Here is a 19,331-nt window from a genome sequence, read left to right on the forward strand (position 1 = left end):
ACCCCTCCCTTCCAGGGAGGGGCTTTTTTTGGGCTCAGGCCGCTTCCGCCACCTTCTTCTTGGCGAAGCGTTTCCGTGCGATCAGCGCCGCCGCAGCGCCGCCGAACAGCAGGATCATCGGCGGGGCAGGGACCGGCTCGGGGCCGCCCGGTGGCGACGGCGGGGGATTATGACCGCCACCGCAATGCTTGCCCCATTTGCAGCCCCAGCTGCTCGACGTGCTCCAGTTGCCCGAGGTGCTCCAATTGCCGCTCGATGAAGTAGAGGAGGACGTCGACGAAGATGTCGACGATGATGTCGAAGAAGAGGTGGAAGACGAAGTCGAGGAGCTGACGCCGCTCGACGTCGACGTCGAGGATCCACCGGTTGACGTCGAAGTCGAGGATCCGCCGGTCGATGTCGACGAGCCGCCGGTCGACGTGCTGGTGCCACCGCTCGAAATTTCGATGTTGATGCCGCTGCTGCTGCCCGAGGAGCTGCCCGAGCTGCCGAAGAAGCCGCCGGCGAAGAAGCCGCCGCCGAAGCCGCCGCCATAGCCACCGCCGCCACCGACGACGCCGGCCGCCGCACTGCTGGCCGCGGCTACCACGGGCATCTCACGCGGCGGAAGCGGGATCGGTGCGCCCTGCGTCGTCACCACGACGACCTCGGGCCTGGTCACGGTCTTGGTCGTGACGACGCGGCGGACGAGCTTCTTGCGCTCGACGCCGGCGACCGGCCCCTTGCGCACGACGCGCTTCTTCGCGACCGTGTACTGCTTGACCACGCTGGGCTGCGTTACGCGTTCGACGGCGTAGACTCCGCTGCCACCGATGACTGCGCCGCCACAGGCGCATGCGCAGAGTTTCGCCAAGGCCATGCGAACCGACATGATGTCCCACTCTTCCCTGTTGCTGGCGCGTCGCTCCCCACGGAACCGTCAGCAGCTTCTGCGCCGTCAATGCACAAGAAACGCAAAACAAACTATTAAGCGCAAGCGGAACGAGCGCCATTTACCTTGTTCTTGGACAGTTTTTCGGGACTCGGCAGCAGAGCTTATGGTTAATGTGCGGTTTCGGTACGGTTCGTGGCTCCGCCAAGTCGTTACTTGTTAACAATGATGGTTAACGCAGGACGACATCCGGCTCCTGTTCAGCCGATGCTAATTTCCTTCATGTTACCGGGAATTAGTCAGCGTGCCTGTCATAATCGCGCGCTTGTCTATGCGTTCGTGCGCAAGTATAGGGCGGGCGGGCAAAAAGGCAGTCGACCAGCGGCTTGGCCACTGGGTGACCAGTTGGAGAGTGGGGATGGCTACGGTATTGGAACGTGCCGACGAAGCGGGGAAATATTTCCCGGCGGCGGCGAATGACGGCGGCGACGGATATCGCCCGCACAACGACGAACCCTTCATGAACCCGCGGCAGCAGGAGTATTTCCGCGAGAAGCTGCTCGCCTGGAAGGACGCGATCTATCGCGAGGCCGCCGGCACCCTCAACCAGCTGCAGACCGATTCGCTGCGCGAGGCCGACCTTACCGACCGCGCATCGAGCGAGACCGACTGGTCGATCGAACTGCGCACCCGCGATCGCCAGCGCAAGCTGATCTCCAAGATCGACGCGGCGATGCGCCGGATCGAAGAGGGTGAATATGGCTATTGCGAAGTGACCGGCGAGCCGATCTCGCTCGCCCGGCTCGAAGCACGGCCGATCGCGACGATGACGGTCGAGGCGCAGGAGCGTCACGAGCGCAACGAGAAGGTCTCGCGCGACGAATAGCGACTTGCGGGCCGCGATTTTTGGTCGCGGCCCGCCAAATTTAGGCTTTCGTCAGGGATTGATGGTTTAACTGACGCAGATCAATTTTTGCGTCGAGCAACCCTGATGGATGACCATTTCTCTACCGATTCGGTGAACGCGCTCTCGGCCGATGACTTTACCGGCCAGCGCAGCGGTTCGCGCGACAGCCTGATGCTCACGGCGCAGTTTCGAATCGCCGGTGACGACAAGGTCGTCCAGGCGCGCGTGCGCAACCTCTCCTCGGGCGGATTGATGGCGGAATATGCCTCGCCCGTCGCAGCGCACACGCCGGTGGAAATCGAAGTGCGTGGCGTGGGCTGGGTGAAGGGGCGCATCGCCTGGGTCACCGACGGGCGCGTCGGCGTGGCCTTCGATATCGAGATCGATCCGATGCTGGCGCGCAAGCCGGTCGGCAAGGGTGCGCAAAACCCGGCCTATACGAAGCCTTCGCTCACGCGACGCTAAGGCGCGGCTCGGCATTCCGTCGGTGGTTACCGCAGAGATGCGGCCCTCTGGCCGCACCTCCCGGCAATAAAGCTGTGGACGGCCGCGCTAGCGGCTTAGCTCCTCCTTGACGCGCAGTTTCTGCTTCTTCAAATCCGCTATCAGCATCTGATCGGGAAGCGGCCGTTGCGCTTCGGCGGTAATCCGCTGGTCCAGAGTCGAATGCTTGGCGTTGAGTGCCACGAAATGCGCGTTCTGCATGGAAGCGTTCCTCCTTCAATAGGCGCCGGGGGGAATGAATAAATCACCTTTCGAGTTGCTTGTCGCCCCCCGTATTCGGCGCAATCGACAGCCTGCAGAAAAGGCGCGATGATCCGTTGCGGGGCTTGTACTGCGTAAGGGGGCGGGAATGGACGAAAGCGAGATCGTGCGGCGACTCGAGGAGTTGCGGACCGAGCATCGGGATCTCGACACCGCGATCGACGCGCTGCGCGAAACCGGCTCGGCGGACCAGCTCCAGCTGGCGCGGCTGAAGAAGCGCAAGCTGCGGCTGCGCGACGAGATCGCGGTGTTCGAAGATCAGCTCGTCCCCGACATCATTGCCTGATCTCCCGAGCCGGGACGAAAATGCTGTAATATTAAGCATTCAACTCGTCCGCCCGATATGGCAACCATAGCGGGATGACGGAGCAGGCAACCTCGACGATCCATCGCAGGCTGGTAGATTCGCTCTATGTCGAGGCGATGCTGCTGGCTGACGAGGCGCGCGGCTATTTCGATGTGCTGGGCCGCGCCGAGCGCGACTCGCTCGAGGCACTGAGCCGCGTCACCTTTTCCTGCGAGTCGCTCAAGGTCACGACGCGGCTGATGCACATCATCGCGTGGCTGCTGACTCAGCGCGCGGTCGAGGCGGGCGAACTCACGCCCGTCGATGCGCTGTCGCCCTCACGGCGTCTGGGCGATGCGCCCGAGACCGAGGCGGAGACGCTCGATACGATGCCTGCCCATGCGCGCACGATCATCGCCACCAGCATCGAACTCCACCGCCGCGTCGCACGGCTCGACGCCTCGCTCGACGAGCCGCCGGCCGAAGCGAGTCCGGCGCGCCGGATGATCGAGCGGCTTTCCGCTTCGTTCTGAGCGGTCACGGGTCGTATGGCTAGCTGACCCTGCAGCCAAGAGCAGCGAACACGTCTGCGGATGCGGCATCGGGTACACTGCTGGCCACCATTTTCGCACGTAAGGCCGCGCAACGATTTTTCTCGGCGACCGTGCGAGTTTCGTTCCACCCCAAGGCAACAAAGGTGACAAGCGAAATTGCGAGTATGAGTCCCACCATGAATGAGACTACGCCCCAGGTAGATATGCTCCAAGCCGCATCACGCGCTTTGCGGGCCGATTCATCAAGGCTCGCTGTGGAATCAACGAACACTTTGCCGTCTTCCAAGAGCTTCTTGCCGATGTAACGCTGTCGAAGGCGTTCGGCGTTAAATTCGGCTTGCGCTTGAAAGCAGATCTGCGCGCTGACGCACAGACCCAATCCCGTAACGAACGCCAAGCCGCTTAGTCCTCCGACAAGAACCAATTGGGGAATGAAGGTTTTCGAAACCAGATAGCCACCGAGCGCCAACAAGCCCGCCCCATTGGCGGCTGCGATCGAGTTCGTGATACGAGCGGCCAGCTCGCTTGCGGTGGATTCACTGCGATCCAGTCGGCGAAGGATTGCTTCTTCGTCGTCCCATTGCTCTTCAAGCTGCATGGCTCGAAATATACACGATAGCTGTCGTCTTGAACACCGAGAGCTCAGAGACGCGAAGATCGGGCATCAACGCGTCAGAGATGAGCCTAGGAGTGCGCAACACGCCTGCGCGCTGACTTACGTAGAGCGTCGAGCCCGCCCGACTCCAGCCGTCGCTGAGCTATACCGGGTCAAACTGTCAATTGGCACAGCGCCGCCTTCGCCGCGGCATATTCCCTCTTGAGCCGCTCGATCTTGACTGCGGCGGGCTCGACGGCGCCGACGGCGCCGATGCCCTGGCCCGATCCCCAGATCTCCTTCCACGCCTTGGCGCCGCCGAAGTTCATTGCGCTGGGATCGCTCTCCGGCAGCTTTTCGGGGTCGAGCCCGGCTGCCACGATCGAGCTGCGCAGGTAATTGCCGTGCACCCCGGTGAACAGGTTCGAATAGACGATATCGGCCGCGCGGCCCTCGACGATGCCCTGCTTATAGGCGTCGACGGCATTGGCTTCGTCAGTCGCGATGAAGGGTGAGCCGATATAGGCGAGGTCGGCGCCGAGCACCTGCGCGGCGAGCACTGCGCGGCCGGTGGCGATCGCGCCCGACAGGATCAGCGGCCCGTCGAACCACTCGCGCACTTCCTGGACGAAGGGGAAGGGATTGAGCTTGCCGGCATGGCCGCCCGCGCCAGTAGCGACGAGGATCAGCCCGTCGGCGCCCTTCTCGATCGCCTTGTGGGCGAAGCGATCGTCGATGACGTCGTGGAGCGCGATGCCACCCCAGCTGTGCACTGCGTCATTGAGTTCGGGGCGCGCGCCGAGCGAGGTGATGACGATCGGCACCTTCCACTTGGCACAGGTGTGGAGATCGGCCTCGAGCCGGTCGTTCGAGCGGTGGACGATCTGGTTGACTGCGAAGGGGGCGGCAGGGCTGTCCGGATTGGCGCGGTCCCAGGCGGCGAGCTCCTCGGTGATCCGGTGGAGCCATTCGTCGAGCAGGCTCTGCGGGCGTGCATTGAGCGCCGGGAAGGAACCGACGATCCCCGCCTTGCACTGCGCGATGACCAGATCGGGCACCGAGATGATGAACAAGGGCGAGCCGATGACAGGGAGCCGGAGGCGATCGAACAGCGGAGGAAGAGCCATGGACCAGTTTTGTAGCGCAACGGGAATGGCTGTCTATCCCGGTCTCGGCGACGCTACGGCAGGGCCGTGTAGCATGGCCGTGGCTCAATCGACTCGACGGAGTTCCTGCGCATATTGGCGCTGTTTGGCTGCGTAGAGCGCCGCCGACGCCTTGAGCATCGCCTTCTGATTGTCGTCGAGCGGGCGGATCGCCTTGGCCGGCGAGCCGACGATAAGATAGCCCGGCGGGAAGGTCTTGCCTTCGGTGACCAGCGCGCCGGCGCCGACCAGACAGTCCTCGCCAATCACGGCACGGTTGAGGATCGTTGCGCCCATGCCGATCAACGAGCGGTCGCCGATGGTGCAGCCGTGGAGGATGGCGTGGTGGCCGACGGTCACGTCCTCGCCCAGCGTACACGGCGCGCCGGGGTCCGAATGGAGCATCGCGCCGTCCTGGATATTGGTCCGCGCGCCGATCAGGATCGGAGTGTTGTCGGCGCGGATCGCTGCGCCGAACCATACGCTCGCCAGTTCGGCGAGGTGGACGTCGCCGATCAGGTCGGCGCTCGGCGCGACCCAGGCGTCTGCGGCGAGTTGTGGCTGGTAGCCGCCCAGTGCGTAGAGCGGCATCGCCTCAGAAAAGCGGTGCGTTGAACGTCGCGGGGAGGGGCATGTGCAGCCCCAGCACCAGCGCGAGGCCGACGGCGCCAAGCAGGATCGCCAGCGTCGAGGAAAGCGAAAACAGGCCCCAGCCCACCAGGGTCACCATCTGCGGATTGGGCCGCTGTTCGCGCTGGTTGCGCTGCATCGCGAACAGGACGAACATCGCCAGCATCGCGTAGAGTGAAATGAAGAATTCGGTCATCGTTTCAAAACCCGCCCCCGCGTGATCTCGCGGATTTGGTAGCCCGGTAAGGTTAACGCTTCAATGCCGGGACCCTGCGGATCATCGCGTAGGAACATGCTTTGGTCGCGCGATGCGGCTGGACGGCGAATGTAAAAATGAATAGCATATGTGAAAATATTGGGAGACGGGGCTTGAACAAGGTTTGGGGGATGGCGGGGCTCGCCGCCATGCTGCTGTCGGGCACGGCGCTGGCGTCCGAAGTCGAGCGCGTGCCGCACGGCGTGATCGTTACGCCGGACCAGGGCGCTGCCAAGCGCGTGCGCGTGCTCGCTTATGGCGACGCCGCCTTCCGGGTGACCGCGGTGCCGGCGAGCGACCTCAATCTGCCCAGGAGCCTGATGGTGACTGCGGACGCGGCGGGCGATCCGGTGATTGCCGAGACCAGGGGGCTGGTGACGCTCAAGCTGGCCAAGGCGACGGCCGAGATCCGCCTGTCCGACGGGCGCGTGCAGTTTCGCGATGCCGCGGGCAAGCTGGTGCTCGACGAGGCGCGGCGGCGCTTCACCGCGACCAGCGCAGACGGCAAACCGTTCCTCGCCACCGAACAGCAGTTCAACCGTGGCACCGACGAGGGCCTGTACGGCCTCGGCCAGCACCAGAACCGACAGATGAACTACAATGGCGAGGACGTCGAACTCGCCCAGCACAATATGGACATCGCGATCCCGTTCCTCGTGTCGACGCGCAATTACGGGCTGCTGTGGGACAACAACTCGATCACGCGCTTCGGCAATCCGGCGCCCTATGCCCATGTCGGGCAGGGGCTGAAGGTAAGCAGTGGCGGCAAGCCGGGCTGGAAGGCGGAGTATTTCCTCGGCGAGAAGCTGGCGGTCACGCGGCAGGAGCCGTTCATCGACTATCAGTTCATCAAGGATCAGGCGAACTGGCCCGAGGCGGCCAAGGCGCAGACCGTCGCCTCGCCGCAGAGCGGGCAGAACACCGCGGGCGTGGTCGTCGGCAAGCAGAGCGTGGTGTGGAGCGGCAGCGTCACGCCGGACAAGACCGGCACGCATAAATTCCGGCTCTATTCGTCGAGCTATGTGAAGGTGTTCGCCGACGGCACGGAAGTGCTGTCGCGCTGGCGGCAGAACTGGAATCCTTGGTTCCACAATTTCGAGCTGCCGATGACCGCGGGCAAGCAAGTCGAACTGCGCATCGAATGGGAGCCCAATGCGGGCTATCTTGCCTTGTACCATTCGGATCCGCTGGCGCAGCCCGATCGCCATTCGGTGTGGCTGTCGTCGGATGTCGGACGGGCGATCGACTATTATTATGTCGGCGGGCGCAACATGGACGAGGTCATCGCCGGCTATCGCGGGCTGACCGGCAAGGCCGAGATGATGCCAAACTGGGCCTATGGCTTCTGGCAGAGCCGCCAGCGCTACGAGACGCAGGAACAATTGCTCTCGGTGGTGCGCGAGTATCGCAAGCGCGACATCCCGATCGACAACATCGTCCAGGACTGGTTCTACTGGCCCGAGGACCAATGGGGCTGCCATTGCTTCGACGCCAAGCGCTTCCCCGATCCGGTGGGCATGGTCAACGAGGCGCATGCGCTGAACACGCGCGTGATGATCTCGGTCTGGCCCAAATTCTATCCGAACACCGCGAACGCCAAGGAGCTGATGGCGAAGGGCCATCTCTATCTCGGCAACCTCAAGGCCAGGGAGAAGGATTGGGTCGGCAAGGGGTATGAGAATACCGATTACGATCCGTATGCGCCCGAGGCGCGGGCGATCTATTTCCGCCAGATGAAGGAAGCGCTGGTCGACAAGGGCTTCGATGCCTGGTGGATGGACGCGACCGAGCCCGATATCCATTCGAACCTGTCGATCGAGCAGCGCATCGACCGGATGGGGCCGACCGCGCAGGGGCCGGCGGCATTGTTCTTCAACAGCTTCCCGCTGGTCCATGCCGAGGGGGTGGCGGACGGACTACGTACCGCGCTGCCCGACAAAAGGCCGTTCATCCTGACGCGCTCGGGGTTCGGCGGGGTCCAGCGGACCAGCTCGGCGTTGTGGTCGGGCGACATCACCGCACGTTGGGACGATCTGCGGGACCAGATTTCGGCCGGCGTCAATCTGTCGATGTCGGGGGTGCCCAACTGGACGCATGACATCGGCGGCTTCGCGCTCGAGGACCGCTATACCAACCAGGAGCCCGCGCATGTCGCGGAGTGGCGCGAGCTCAATCTGCGCTGGTTCCAGTTCGGCGCCTTCTCGCCGCTGTTCCGCAGCCATGGCGAAACCCCCAAGCGCGAGATCTTCGAGATCGCTGCGGGCGACAAGGCGATGTACGAGTCGATGGTCGCCTACGACAAGCTTCGCTACCGGCTGATGCCGTATATCTACACGATCGCCGCCGACACCTGGCACAAGGACGGGACGATGATGCGCGGGCTGGTGATGGACTTCCCGCGCGACCGCAAGACCTGGAACATCGATGACGCGTACCTGTTCGGGCCGGCCTTCCTAGTCGCGCCGGTGACCGGGTTCGGCGCGCGGACACGCGACGTCTATCTGCCTGACGGCGCCGGGTGGTACGACTTCGCCACGGGCGTGCTCTACAAGGGCGGGCAGACGGTCAAGGCGGCGGCGCCGCGCGAGGCGATGCCGCTGTTCGTGCGCGCCGGCTCGATCGTGCCGACCGGCGCGGCGATCAGCCATGTCGGCGAACAGCCCGACGGGCCGATCGTGCTGCATGTCTTCACCGGGGCAAGCGGCAGTTTCTCGCTCTACGAGGACGACGGAGTCAGTCCGAAATACCAGCAGGGCAAGTTCGCGCGGGTGCCGGTCAAATGGGACGAAGGCAGCGGCGCGCTGACGATCGGGGCGCGCGAGGGCGGCTATGACGGGATGGCGAAAAAGCGGGCGGTGTCGGTGCGCTTTTACACGCCGGGCCGCGCTGTGGTGCCCGACTTTGCCGAATCCGCGCAGAGCTTCGTCTATGACGGGTCGGCGATCACGGTGCGCCGGCCCTGAGGGCTGGTAAAAAGCCGAGTCGCACCCCATATCGTTGTCATCGCGCCGACCTTCATTCGAGCATGGTGCGGCTGAGAGATGCGTGCGCTCCCGCTCTGACGGGAGATTCACGTGTCGCGCGCAATCAATATCGATGCCGATCGGGCCGACGTCGAGGCCATGGCCGCCAAGCACAAGGCGGCGATCAGCGCGATCGAATCGCTGCACCCACGCGGCACCCGCGTCGTGCTGATGAACATTGACGGCGCCAACGCGGTTGCCAAGGCATTCGGCAAGCGCGTGATCACCGGCGCGGTGACGCGCATCCGGTTGCGGCCATGAACCTCTTCGCGGGCGCTCTGTCGGCGGAGGGGCTTGTCGCCTGCGCCGATCAGGACCTGCGACCGGCGGGCGAGGCCCAGGCCTATTTCGAAATCTATCGCGCCGATCGCATCAAGCTCACTTCGGTCCTGTTCTCGGGCGAGGACTGGCGCTGGCGGTTTTGCTCGGGCGCGGGCCTTACCGTCGCCTCGGGCGACGGGTTCGGCAGCGAGCGCGAATGCGTGGCGGCAGTGAACGCACTTCGGACCGGCGCCGGAACGGCAAGCGTGCGCGGGAGTTCACTCCAGAGCTGATCCCCACAGCCGATTACCGCCTCACCGAAAGGACTGTGTACATTCCCCCATCATCGATTCTTTGCCGTGCCCAGGAAGCGCTCCAGCGTGCCCGGGCCGCCGCCTCGACGCTGAACAGCGTCCGCATCCAGGCGGAAGCCGCGGCAACCGCCTGGGCCAAGGAAGCCGTCGCCGCCGAGCATCGCGAGCGGCGCAAGCTCCGTGCCGTCGGCCCCGGTGATGCCGGGATGGAAATCGTCGTGCGCGAGGAGCGCGGGTTCAGCGAGAACCCCGATCGCGGACTGGCCAACGCCTGACCCGTGGGCGTGCGGGCGGATCAGTTCGCCGCCGCGCCCTTTTCGACGACGAAGCTCGCATTGACGTAGCGCACCGCGGCGGCAGCGACCGACTTGGACCGGCTTTTGGGCGCTTCGGCCGAGAAGGTGCGGGTGGCGTAGTGGCAAGCGGTGCGATCGGCGAGCGAACTGCCGCTCGAGGTCAGCACGTCGCACTCCTTGGGCGCGCCGGCGCCGTAATAGACCAGCTGGACCTTGGCCGGGCGATCATAGCCGCTGGGCAGCTCAGCCACCTGCAGCACTGCCTCGATCGCAGTGCGCGGCTGATGCTCCTTCTCCAGTCCCCAGGGCGTCGACAGGCGATATTCGCCGGCGACCTTGCGGCCGCTCGCGTCGGTGGCCGGCGCAAAGCGCGCGCGCCGCTTGAGCAAGCTGCAGGTCTGCTCGTCGAGCGGCTTCGACAGGCTAGATTCGGTGACTTCGCACTGCATCACGCTGCCTTCGTCGGAGACCTTGAGCAGCACCGAGACGACGCCCGCTTCGCCGCGCCGGATCGCTTCGATCGGATAATCGTCATAGCTGATCGCCGGCTGCGTCTCGATCAGCCGCGGCGGCTGCGCATCGACGGCGGGCGCGGGCTGCAAGGCTGCGAACAACAAGACGATCATCATCGGCCTCCTCTGATTTGAAGTGCGCAGCATGCCGTGCCGCGGGACGATAGGCAATCGCCGACGCATCGACTCGAACGGCACCACGGGGGGGCGCTTGCGCTGCGCTTTAGGCTGACTCTAGACTGAGGCGGCTGGAGCGTATTCAGCGAGGGGGAAGACTATGGGGGCGATCCGGCTGGGCTGCATCGGCGGCGCGGCATTTCTGTTGCTCGGCGCATCGGGGGCGGGTGCGCAAACGGCGCCGGTCGCGCGAACCGTCGTGGCGCCTGTCCCCGCGGCCGTCTTTGCCGAGAAACCGGGGTTCTCGGTGCCGAAGCTGTCGCCGGACGCGACGCGGGTCGCCGCGGTCGAGCATACCGGCACCAAGACCCGGCTGCTCGTCGTCCCGCTCGCGGGGAAGGAGACGGAGCCCAGCTATTACGATGTCGGCGTCCTGCCCATCGCGGACGTGCGCTGGGCCGGCCCCAACCGGCTGCTCGTCCGGTCGGAGCTCGTGCTGGAGGTACTCGGCATGACGATGCCGATCGCGAAACTGACCGTAGTCGATCTTCAGACCAAGGCGCAGCACGACCTCGATCCCAAGAACAACCTGCTCATTACCGGGGAGGTGCTCCACATCGATCCGAGGGCCGAGTGGCTGCTTCTCGCCGCACCCAAAGCGCTGGGCGACACGCCGGCGGTGCGGCGCATCGATATAAGCTCGGGCGCCAGCGAAGTCGTCGAGAAGGCGCGGCCCAATGTCTGGAGCTGGTTCGCCGATACGGCCGGTGTGGTCCGCGCAGGCATAGCCTATGACAATGACCGCTGGACGATGTGGTATCGCGATCGGCCCGGCGCGCCGCTCGCCAAGGTGCGCTCGCCGCGCTTCGAGGGGAGCGAAGGCTCGGTCGACAGCGTCTATTTCTTTCCGGGCGAGAATGCCGGCGCGATCCTCACCAATGCGCGGACCGGGCGCTTTGCGGCCTATCGCTTCGATTTTCGCACCGGGCAGATCGGCGAGGCGATCTACGAGCATCCTGCCGTGGACGTCACTGCGATCCTGCCCGATCCGACCACGCGATCGATCGCGGGCATCTCCTATGAAGACGAGCGTGCGCGTGTCGCCTGGACCACGCCGGCGATGCAGACCGTGCAGAAGCGCCTCGACAAGGCCTTTCCCGATCTCGACACCGTCGTGGTCGACAGCAGCGCTGACGGCAAGCATCTGCTGGTCTGGTCTGGCGGCGCGAGCGACCCGGGCACATTCTACACCTTCGATATCGCCGCGCGGCGGCTCGAAGCGCTGGGAAAGCCCTATCACAAACTGTCCGAAGCGCGGCTGAGCAAGGTCGCACCGATCCGCTACACCGCGCGCGACGGCCTGGCGATCCCGGGCTACCTGACGTTGCCGCAGGGGCGGGCGGACAAGAACCTGCCGCTAATCGTCCTGCCGCATGGAGGGCCCTTCGCGCGCGACGGATGGCGCTATGATCCGTTCGTGCAGTTCTTCGCCAGCCGCGGCTATGCCGTGCTCCAGCCCAATTTCCGCGGATCGACCGGCTATGGGAAGAGCTTCGTCGAGCAAGGTTATGGCCAATGGGGCCGCAAGATGCAGGACGATGTCGATGACGGCGTGGACTGGCTGGCCGGGCAGGGCATCATCGATCCGAAACGCGTGTGCATCATGGGCACATCCTATGGTGGCTATGTCGCCTTGTGGGGCGCGATCCGCAATCCGGAGCGCTATCGCTGCGCCGCCAGCCTGGCCGGGGTGACCGACTTGCCCGGCATGCTGCGCTACGATCGGCGGATGTTCAACGCGACGCGCTATTTCAAGCAATGGCAGCAGCGCGTGAGCGGCGAGAAGGACGTCGACCTCAAGGCGCTTTCTCCGCTCGCCCAGGCTTCACGGCTGCGCGTGCCGGTGTTGATTGCGCATGGCACGCTCGACAGGACCGTGCCCGCCCAGCAGGCGCAGCAGATGATCAAGGCGCTGGCCAAGCGCAAGGATTTGGGGCCGGAGATTTCCACTGCCTTTTACGAAGGCGAGGGGCATGGGCTGGAAAGCGCCGCCAACCTGACGGATTTCCTCACGCGCCTCGAAACCTTCCTCGCCAAGCACAATCCGGCCGATCCGCCGGCGAATTGACGCCTATTGGGCGGTGACGGGCTCGCGGCGCACCGGCTCGGGGGCGGTTTCCCATCCGCCCCCCAGTGCGTTGAACAGCGCGACCTGTGCCTCGGCCAGTGCCGCATTCGACTGGGCGAGCGTGGCGCGGGCAGTGGCGCGGTCGCGTTCGGCGTCGATGCGCTGGAGCAGCGTGTCGCGGCCCGCCGAGAAGCGGAGGCCGGCGATGCGCGCGGCGTTGCTTGCGGCCGCCTCGGCGCGGCGCAGCGCGACGTTGCGCTCGATCTCGCCCGAATAGCGGGCCAGCGCCTGTTCGACTTCGCGCAGGGCAGTCAGCACGGTGCCGTCGAAGCTGGCGAGCGAACCTTCCGCAGTGGCCTCGGCCTGGCGGAGCCGGCTGCGGGCCTGGCCCATATTGGGGAAGCTCCAGCTGATCAGCGGCCCGAGCGAGAAATTGAACGAGTCGGACTTGGCGAGATCGCCGATGTCCTGCGCACCGAGCGATACCGAGCCGAGCAGCCGGATCGACGGATAGAGCGCCGCCGTGGCGACGCCAACGCGCGCGGTGTCGGCCGCGAGGTTGCGCTCGGCCTGGCGGACGTCGGGGCGGCGGGCGAGCAGCGCGGCGCCGTCGCCGACCGGGATCAGCCCGCTGACCTGCGGCGGCACGACGCACGCGCCGGCCTCGGCATCGGTCTCGGCCGGCGGGCGGCCGGTGAGCGTGGCGAGGGCGTAGAGCGCGGCGCGGCGTTCGGCTTCGAATTGCGGGACCTGCGAACGCGCATTCTCGGCGAGGACGAGGGTCTGGTCGACATCGCGCTGGGTGCCGCGGCCAGCCTCGAGCAGGCGGCGGGTGAGGCCGAGCGTCTGGTCCTGGAGCTGTGCGGTTTCGCGCGCGACGGCGGCCTGGGCCGCGAAGCTGCAGGCCTGGGCGTAGCTGCGCGCCGTCTCGGCGGCGATCGCGATGCGGGCAGCGTCGAGCGCCGCCTGTGCCGCGGCGACGTCGCCGCGCGCGGCTTCGATCGCGCGCGTCACCTGGCCGAAGATGTCGACCTGATAGCCCGCGTCGAGCCCGACCTGGAACGCGTCGAACTCGACGCTGGGCATGCCGGGGATGTTGGAGGCGTTCGAGCCGGCACGCTGGCGGGTATAGCTGGCGCTCAGGTCCGTCGTGGGCAGGCGCTGGTTGCGCGCTTCGGACAGCTGGGCACGCACGCGGCGGAGATTGGCGGAGGCGACGCGGATATCGGTGTTGTGCGCCAGTGCATCGACCACGAGGCGATCGAGCACGGGATCGCGGAACAGATGCCACCACTCGCCTTCGACCGCGCCGAGCGAGACCTTGGTCACGCCCGGATCGACGAAGGTGCCCGCGGCTGTCGGCGGCGTTTCGGGCCGCTCATAGTTCGGGCCGACGGCGCAGGCCGAGAGCAGCCCGGCGGCGAATATAGTCAGGCGCTTCATGCTGCGGCCTCCGGCTCCGGCTTGCTGTCGGGCTTGCTGCGGAACCGCGCGCGCTGCTTTTCCGACCAGCGTGCCAGCTTCCGCACCATCACATAGAATGCGGGGGTGAAGAGCAGGCCGAAGATGGTCACGCCGATCATGCCGAAGAACACCGCGACACCCAGCGCCTGGCGAAGCTCGGCCGCAGCACCGCTGGCGATCACCAGCGGCAGCACGCCGAGGATGAACGCAATCGACGTCATGATGATCGGGCGCATGCGCTGGTGGGCGGCCTGCTCGGCGGCGGCGGCAGGCTCGAGGCCTTGCTCCTCCTCGCCCTGGCGCGCGAACTCGACGATCAGGATCGCGTTCTTCGCAGCGAGGCCGATCAGCACGACGAGGCCGATCTGCGTCAGGATGTTGTTGTCCATGCCCATCACATTCACGCCGAGGATCGCGGCGAGCAGGCACATCGGCACGATCAGGATCACCGCCAGCGGCAGCACCAGGCTCTCGTAGAGCGCGGCAAGCAGCAGGAAGACGAACACCACGGCAAGGCCGAAGGCGATCACGCCGGTATTGCCCGCTTGGCGCTGCTCGAAGGCGAGCTCGGTCCATTCGAAGCCCATGCCCTTGGGCAGGGTCTGGTTGGCGAGTGCTTCCATCGAATCGAGCGACTGGCCGGTCGAGAAGCCGGGCTTGGTGTCGCCCATCAGCTCGGCGGCGGGATAGAGGTTATAGCGCACCACCCGATACGGGCCGGCGTCGTTCTTGAGCGCCATGACCGCGCTCATCGGCACCATCTTGCCCGAGGCCGAGCGGGTCTTGAGCGTCTGAATGTCCGACGCGTCGTCGCGATAGGCGGCGTCGGCCTGCGCGGTCACGCGGAAGGTGCGGCCGAGATAGTTGAAGTCGTTGACATAGGCCGAGCCGAGATAGGAGCCGAGCGTCGAATAGATGTTCGAGACGGGCACGCCCATCCGCTCGGCGCGGTCGCGATCGACTTCGGCGGTGAGGCGCGGGGTTCCGGTGTTGAACAGCGAGAAGGCGCCGGCGACGCCTTCGGCCTGGTTCGCGCCCATCATCATCGCCATCGATGCCTGCGCCAGCGCCTGATAGCCCTGGCCCGAACGGTCCTGGATCATCATCTTGAAGCCGCCGCCGGTGCCGATGCCGGGAACGGGCGGCGGTGCGATGACCATGATGTCACCGCCGGTGATTCCACCGAGCGCGGGGTACAGCGCCTGCTGGATTTCGTCGGCATGCTGGTCGCGGTCTGCGTGCGGCTTCAGGGCGAAGAAGATCACGCCGGCGTTCGGCGCAGTCGAGAAGCTGGCGCCGTCGAGGCCGGCAAAGCCGATCGACGTCTGGATGCCGGGGAGCTTCAGCGACTCCTTGATCGCCTCGCGCACCACGGCGTCGGTGCGCTGGAGCGACGAGCCCGGCGGCAGCGAGACCACGCCGATCAGATAGCCCTGGTCCTGCGGCGGGATGAATCCGCTCGGCGTGGCGGAGAAGCGCCAGCCCACGACGAAGATCAATGCGATATAGACCACGCCGACGATCACCAGCATCCGCACCAGCCGCGCCGTGAGGCGGCTATATTTGTGCGAGAGCCAATTGAACCCGGAGTTGAACTTCTTCCCCGCGCGTGCGGGCAGCCCGCGCCAGCCGGGGGTTGGTGCCCTATCGTGGTCGGGCTTCTTGAGCACCAGCGCGCAGAGCGCCGGCGACAGCGTCAGCGACACGAAGGCTGAGATGACGGTGGCAGAGGCGATGGTGATCGCGAACTGCTGGTAGAAGGCACCCGAAATGCCCGGGATGAACATCGTCGGCACGAACACGCCGACGAGGACGAGCGATATCGCGATGATCGCCCCCGACACTTCGTCCATCGTCTTGTGCGCGGCTTCGCGCGGGCCGATGTCTTCCTCTTCCATCAGCCGCTCGACATTCTCGACGACGACGATCGCGTCATCGACGACGATGCCGATCGCCAGGACGAGGCCGAACAGCGACAGCGTGTTGAGCGAATAGCCAAAGGCGAACAGCACCGCGAAGGCGCCGACCAGCGACACCGGGATCGCGATGATCGGGATCAAAGCGGTCCGCCAGCTCTGCAGGAAGATCAGCACCACCAGCACGACGAGGACCAGCGCCTCGATCAGCGTGTGCTCGACCGCGCTGATCGATTCCGAGATATATTCGGTCGGGTTGTAGTCGATCGAATATTTCATCCCGGCGGGGAAGCTCTTCGACAGCGAATCGAGCTCGGCCTTGACTGCGTCGGCAGTGGCGAGTGCGTTCGAACCCGGCATCTGGAAGATGCCCATGCCGACGGCGCTCTTGCCGCCGAGATAGCCGTTGAAATTATAGTCCTGTGCGCCGAGCTCGACCCGCGCGACGTCGCGCAGATAGGTCAGCCGGCCTTCGGTATCGCGCTTGACGACGACCTTGCCGAACTCCTCCGGCGTGCTTAGCCGGCCCTTGGCCTGGACGCCAAGCTCGAAGGCGGGGCTGGTCTTGCCATAAGGCGGCTGGCCGACCGCGCCGGCGGCGACCTGGAGGTTCTGGCCGCGGATCGCATTGACGACTTCATCGACGGTCATGTCGCGCGCGGCCGCGAGGCCCGGATCGATCCACACGCGCATGTTGTAGTCGCGGCCGCCGAACGCCTGCGCCTGGCCGACGCCGGGCACGCGCGCGATGCGGTCGAGCACCTGCAGGGTGACGTAGTTCGAGATGTAGGGGATTTCGAGACTGTTGTCGGGCGAGGTGAAGAACACGACCATCAGGAAGTCGGGCGAGTTCTTGTTCACCGTGATACCCAGGCGGCGGACATCCTCGGGCAGGCGCGGCTCGGCCTGCGAGACCTTGTTCTGCACCAGCACCTGCGCCTGATCGACGTCGGTGCCCTGCTTGAACGCGATGGTGACCTGGGTCTGGCCGTTGCCGGTCGACGACGAGGTCATGTAGATCATGTTCTCGACGCCGTTGATCGCCTGTTCGATCGGCGCGGCGACGGTCTCGGCCAGCGTTTCGGCGCTCGCACCCGGATAAGTCGCGGTGACCACCACCGTCGGCGGCGCGATGCTCGGATATTGGGCGATCGGCAGCGACGGATAGGCGATCGCGCCGACGATCACGATCAGGATCGACAGCACCGCCGCGAAGATCGGCCGGTCGATGAAGAAATGCGGGAATTTCATCAATCGGTCCTTAGCGGACAGTCGCCTGGCCCGAGGCCGGCTCCTGCGTCGGAGCGGTCGGCGCTGCCTGCTTGGCGGCATCCGCCTTGATCACGCCCCTGACCGGCGAGACCGGCGCGCCGGGCTGGAGCCTGCCGACGCCGGTGATGACCACGCGATCGGTGGGAGCGAGGCCGTCGCGGACGATGCGCAGGCCGCCCACCGTCGCGCCGACTTCCACCGGACGCGGCTGCGCCTTGTTGTCGTTGCCGACGACATAGACGAGGCGGCGGGTCTGGTCGGTGACGATCGCCTCGTCGGGGATCAGCATCGCCTTGTACGTGCCCGAGCCGAGCAGCCGCGCGCGGCCGAACATGCCGGGCGTCAGGAAGCGGTTCGGGTTCTGGACCACGGCGTGCGCGCGGATCGTGCCCGAGTCCGGATCGACGGCGTTGTCGAGGAACTCCATCCGGCCCTGCCAGCGATATTCGGCCTCGTCGGCGAGCTGGATCTGAACCGGATTGGCGGTGGTGCGCGACGAACCGCGCTCGCCGCGCTGATCCTGGCGCAGGTTCTTGATGTAGAAGCTCTCGGCACCTTCGAATTCGAACCAGATCGGGTCGAGCGAGACGATGCGGGTGAGGATCGTCTGGCCGTCCGCCACCGACGCGCCGAGGCTCACCTTGCGATCCGACATGCGGCCGCTGAACGGCGCGCGGACGGTGGTGAAGCTCAGGTTGAGCTGGGCATTGTCGATCGCGGCGCGCGCGGCGGCGAGATCGGCCGCCGCGGTACGCTCGGCAGCGATGTTCGCCTCGAGCTCCTCGGTGCTGACGGCCTGGGCAGTGGCGAGCTTGCGGCTGCGCGCAGTGACCTGGCGGGCGTTCGACAGCGCCGCATTGGCGCGCGATGCCTGGGCCTGGGCCTGGGCGAGCGCGGCGCGATAGGGGCGGGGGTCGATGGTGAACAGCGGCGCGCCCTGGCGCACGTCCTGACCGTCGCGGAAGTGGATCGCGGTGACTACGCCGTTGACTCGCGGGCGGATCTCGACGTCCTGCGGCGCGACGAAGCGGCCGGTATAGTCGTCCCAGTCCTCCACCTCGCGCTCGACGGGCGTGGCGACGGTGACCTGCGGCGGGGGCGGGGCAGGCGGCGCCTGTTCTCCGCCGCATCCGGCAAGCAACGACAATCCCAAAATTCCGAGCACGAGCCGCACAGACTTCCCCTTTCTTGCGCTGCAGCAACTAAAGCAGCCAGCCGGTGTTGCAAGAAGATTCGTACCTATCGGTAGGAATTGCTGGACTATTGCTTGGCGGTACGGGAGCCGGTCCGCACGGACAAGTTCCGACCGCTGCGCCATCCGATTTCCGGCGGCATTCGCGGGTCGGGAATGGCGGGAATTGGGTGGATAGCGGACATTCCAGCCTCGCCGATTTAGCCGCTACCAACCCAAACGGTCGCGCGTCCGCTGCCACCATGAACCCTGCTTCGAAGAAGCCGCTGCCAAGAGTCGCTTCGCCTGCGTTGCGGTGGCACCGAGCAGAAGCGCGATCTCCTCAACTGAGATGTCGGGCCGCTCCTTGCGCAGGTCTTCCGCAGCCCAAACCAGCGACGGAGAAAGTTGTTCTAAGAAGACGCAGGGTCGAACGCGCAAGGCGTGCCCTGTCCTGAGCACACGCTCGTAACTGAGAAACTCGACCGGCCATTCCGCATTGACAGAAATGCGCCTGGCCTCATCGACGCTCAATCGCCGTAGGAAGTGCTCATCGAAGATGCGTTCTTCCTGAGCAATCAGCCAATGCTGACCGCAGGCGCGGCACTGCGAAAGATGTAGCCACCAAGCGTCTCCGCCATGATCGACGATATTCTCGACGGTCGCGAACACTCGCTCGTCGAGCCCGTCGCCGCCCATTGGCACTGCGGCCAAGTCAGGCAGGGCTACGCAACAGCAAGAGCTTGGCGCTTCATTCATCAAAGCACGATGCAGCCAAGACCCTATATCTGCAACTGGGCGGTAGTGGAAAGACGGATTCCGAGCCCAAACACACGCGTTTCGGCCGT

General features: G+C 65.6%; 20 protein-coding genes. 9 read left to right on the top strand and 11 right to left on the bottom strand.

The genetic code is table 11. The annotated features are described in order from the left end of the window. Positions 1 to 34: 34 nt before the first annotated feature. A complete protein-coding gene (locus BXU08_RS19730) occupies positions 35 to 871 on the bottom strand; it encodes a hypothetical protein (protein ID WP_171982398.1) in 837 nt (278 codons plus the stop codon). Positions 872 to 1,289: 418 nt separating this feature from the next. Here BXU08_RS19730 and dksA point away from each other — a divergent pair, with 418 nt between their 5' ends. Together dksA and BXU08_RS03045 are read left to right on the top strand one after the other, a co-directional pair. Next, positions 1,290 to 1,757 (top strand): RNA polymerase-binding protein DksA, encoded by a 468-nt coding sequence (dksA, locus tag BXU08_RS03040; RefSeq protein WP_077508669.1) that lies wholly within the window; start codon positions 1,290 to 1,292, stop codon positions 1,755 to 1,757. A gap of 105 nt (positions 1,758 to 1,862) precedes the next feature. Beyond that, the gene (locus BXU08_RS03045) at positions 1,863 to 2,243 is read left to right on the top strand and encodes a PilZ domain-containing protein (protein ID WP_077508671.1); all 381 of its coding nucleotides are present in this window, start codon (positions 1,863 to 1,865) and stop codon (positions 2,241 to 2,243) included. A gap of 87 nt (positions 2,244 to 2,330) precedes the next feature. On the opposite strand, the gene BXU08_RS03050 is transcribed toward BXU08_RS03045, so the two are convergent. After that, positions 2,331 to 2,483, bottom strand: a complete 153-nt coding sequence (locus BXU08_RS03050; RefSeq protein ID WP_077508673.1) for a YdcH family protein — start codon at positions 2,481 to 2,483, stop codon at positions 2,331 to 2,333. Between the two features lie 148 nt (positions 2,484 to 2,631). On the opposite strand from BXU08_RS03050, the gene BXU08_RS03055 reads away from it, so the two are divergent. Together BXU08_RS03055 and BXU08_RS03060 are read left to right on the top strand one after the other, a co-directional pair. Beyond that, positions 2,632 to 2,829, top strand: coding sequence for a YdcH family protein (locus BXU08_RS03055; RefSeq protein WP_077508675.1), 198 nt, complete (start codon positions 2,632 to 2,634; stop codon positions 2,827 to 2,829). Positions 2,830 to 2,903: 74 nt separating this feature from the next. After that, positions 2,904 to 3,362, top strand: coding sequence for a DUF1465 family protein (locus BXU08_RS03060; RefSeq protein ID WP_077508677.1), 459 nt, complete (start codon positions 2,904 to 2,906; stop codon positions 3,360 to 3,362). A 19-nt stretch (positions 3,363 to 3,381) separates the two neighbouring features. Here BXU08_RS03060 and BXU08_RS03065 read toward each other — a convergent pair whose 3' ends face one another. From BXU08_RS03065 to BXU08_RS03080, 4 genes are all read right to left on the bottom strand, one after another. Beyond that, positions 3,382 to 3,981 carry a hypothetical protein gene (locus BXU08_RS03065; protein ID WP_077508679.1) on the bottom strand — a complete coding sequence of 200 codons (600 nt, stop codon included), beginning with the start codon at positions 3,979 to 3,981 and terminating at the stop codon, positions 3,382 to 3,384. Positions 3,982 to 4,151: 170 nt separating this feature from the next. Further along, positions 4,152 to 5,105, bottom strand: coding sequence for a nitronate monooxygenase family protein (locus tag BXU08_RS03070; RefSeq protein ID WP_077508681.1), 954 nt, complete (start codon positions 5,103 to 5,105; stop codon positions 4,152 to 4,154). An 84-nt stretch (positions 5,106 to 5,189) separates the two neighbouring features. Continuing rightward, the gene (locus BXU08_RS03075; protein ID WP_077508683.1) at positions 5,190 to 5,714 is read right to left on the bottom strand and encodes a gamma carbonic anhydrase family protein; all 525 of its coding nucleotides are present in this window, start codon (positions 5,712 to 5,714) and stop codon (positions 5,190 to 5,192) included. A gap of 4 nt (positions 5,715 to 5,718) precedes the next feature. Further along, complete coding sequence (locus BXU08_RS03080) at positions 5,719 to 5,949, bottom strand: hypothetical protein (protein ID WP_077508685.1); 231 nt, start codon at positions 5,947 to 5,949, stop codon at positions 5,719 to 5,721. A gap of 173 nt (positions 5,950 to 6,122) precedes the next feature. Here BXU08_RS03080 and BXU08_RS03085 point away from each other — a divergent pair, with 173 nt between their 5' ends. From BXU08_RS03085 to BXU08_RS03100, 4 genes are all read left to right on the top strand, one after another. Then, positions 6,123 to 8,972, top strand: a complete 2,850-nt coding sequence (locus tag BXU08_RS03085) for a TIM-barrel domain-containing protein (RefSeq protein ID WP_077508687.1) — start codon at positions 6,123 to 6,125, stop codon at positions 8,970 to 8,972. A gap of 111 nt (positions 8,973 to 9,083) precedes the next feature. Further along, positions 9,084 to 9,293 carry a hypothetical protein gene (locus tag BXU08_RS03090; RefSeq protein WP_077508689.1) on the top strand — a complete coding sequence of 70 codons (210 nt, stop codon included), beginning with the start codon at positions 9,084 to 9,086 and terminating at the stop codon, positions 9,291 to 9,293. Next, positions 9,290 to 9,586 carry a DUF1508 domain-containing protein gene (locus tag BXU08_RS03095; protein WP_077508691.1) on the top strand — a complete coding sequence of 99 codons (297 nt, stop codon included), beginning with the start codon at positions 9,290 to 9,292 and terminating at the stop codon, positions 9,584 to 9,586. Before BXU08_RS03090 ends, BXU08_RS03095 begins: the two co-directional genes overlap by 4 nt. Before the next feature lie 35 nt (positions 9,587 to 9,621). Continuing rightward, positions 9,622 to 9,882: a hypothetical protein gene (locus BXU08_RS03100; protein WP_253190488.1), complete on the top strand. Its 261-nt coding sequence runs from the start codon at positions 9,622 to 9,624 to the stop codon at positions 9,880 to 9,882. A gap of 20 nt (positions 9,883 to 9,902) precedes the next feature. On the opposite strand, the gene BXU08_RS03105 is transcribed toward BXU08_RS03100, so the two are convergent. Further along, the gene (locus BXU08_RS03105; RefSeq protein WP_171982399.1) at positions 9,903 to 10,532 is read right to left on the bottom strand and encodes an energy transducer TonB; all 630 of its coding nucleotides are present in this window, start codon (positions 10,530 to 10,532) and stop codon (positions 9,903 to 9,905) included. A gap of 160 nt (positions 10,533 to 10,692) precedes the next feature. Here BXU08_RS03105 and BXU08_RS03110 point away from each other — a divergent pair, with 160 nt between their 5' ends. Then, entirely contained in the window at positions 10,693 to 12,660 is a 1,968-nt protein-coding gene (locus tag BXU08_RS03110) for a S9 family peptidase (RefSeq protein WP_077508695.1), read from the top strand. Positions 12,661 to 12,663: 3 nt separating this feature from the next. Here the strand turns inward: BXU08_RS03110 and BXU08_RS03115 are convergent, their stop codons facing one another. The 4 genes from BXU08_RS03115 to BXU08_RS03130 all read right to left on the bottom strand — a co-directional run bounded on the left by BXU08_RS03115 (position 12,664) and on the right by BXU08_RS03130 (position 19,182). After that, positions 12,664 to 14,103: an efflux transporter outer membrane subunit gene (locus BXU08_RS03115; RefSeq protein WP_077508697.1), complete on the bottom strand. Its 1,440-nt coding sequence runs from the start codon at positions 14,101 to 14,103 to the stop codon at positions 12,664 to 12,666. After that, complete coding sequence (locus BXU08_RS03120) at positions 14,100 to 17,291, bottom strand: efflux RND transporter permease subunit (protein ID WP_077508699.1); 3,192 nt, start codon at positions 17,289 to 17,291, stop codon at positions 14,100 to 14,102. Before BXU08_RS03120 ends, BXU08_RS03115 begins: the two co-directional genes overlap by 4 nt. A 10-nt stretch (positions 17,292 to 17,301) precedes the next feature. Then, positions 17,302 to 18,486, bottom strand: coding sequence for an efflux RND transporter periplasmic adaptor subunit (locus BXU08_RS03125; RefSeq protein WP_253190489.1), 1,185 nt, complete (start codon positions 18,484 to 18,486; stop codon positions 17,302 to 17,304). 225 nt (positions 18,487 to 18,711) lie between these two features. Then, positions 18,712 to 19,182 carry a hypothetical protein gene (locus BXU08_RS03130; RefSeq protein ID WP_077508703.1) on the bottom strand — a complete coding sequence of 157 codons (471 nt, stop codon included), beginning with the start codon at positions 19,180 to 19,182 and terminating at the stop codon, positions 18,712 to 18,714. Between the last annotated feature and the right edge of the window lie 149 nt (positions 19,183 to 19,331).

This window comes from Sphingomonas sp. LM7, assembly GCF_002002925.1.
GTDB lineage: Bacteria > Pseudomonadota > Alphaproteobacteria > Sphingomonadales > Sphingomonadaceae > Sphingomonas.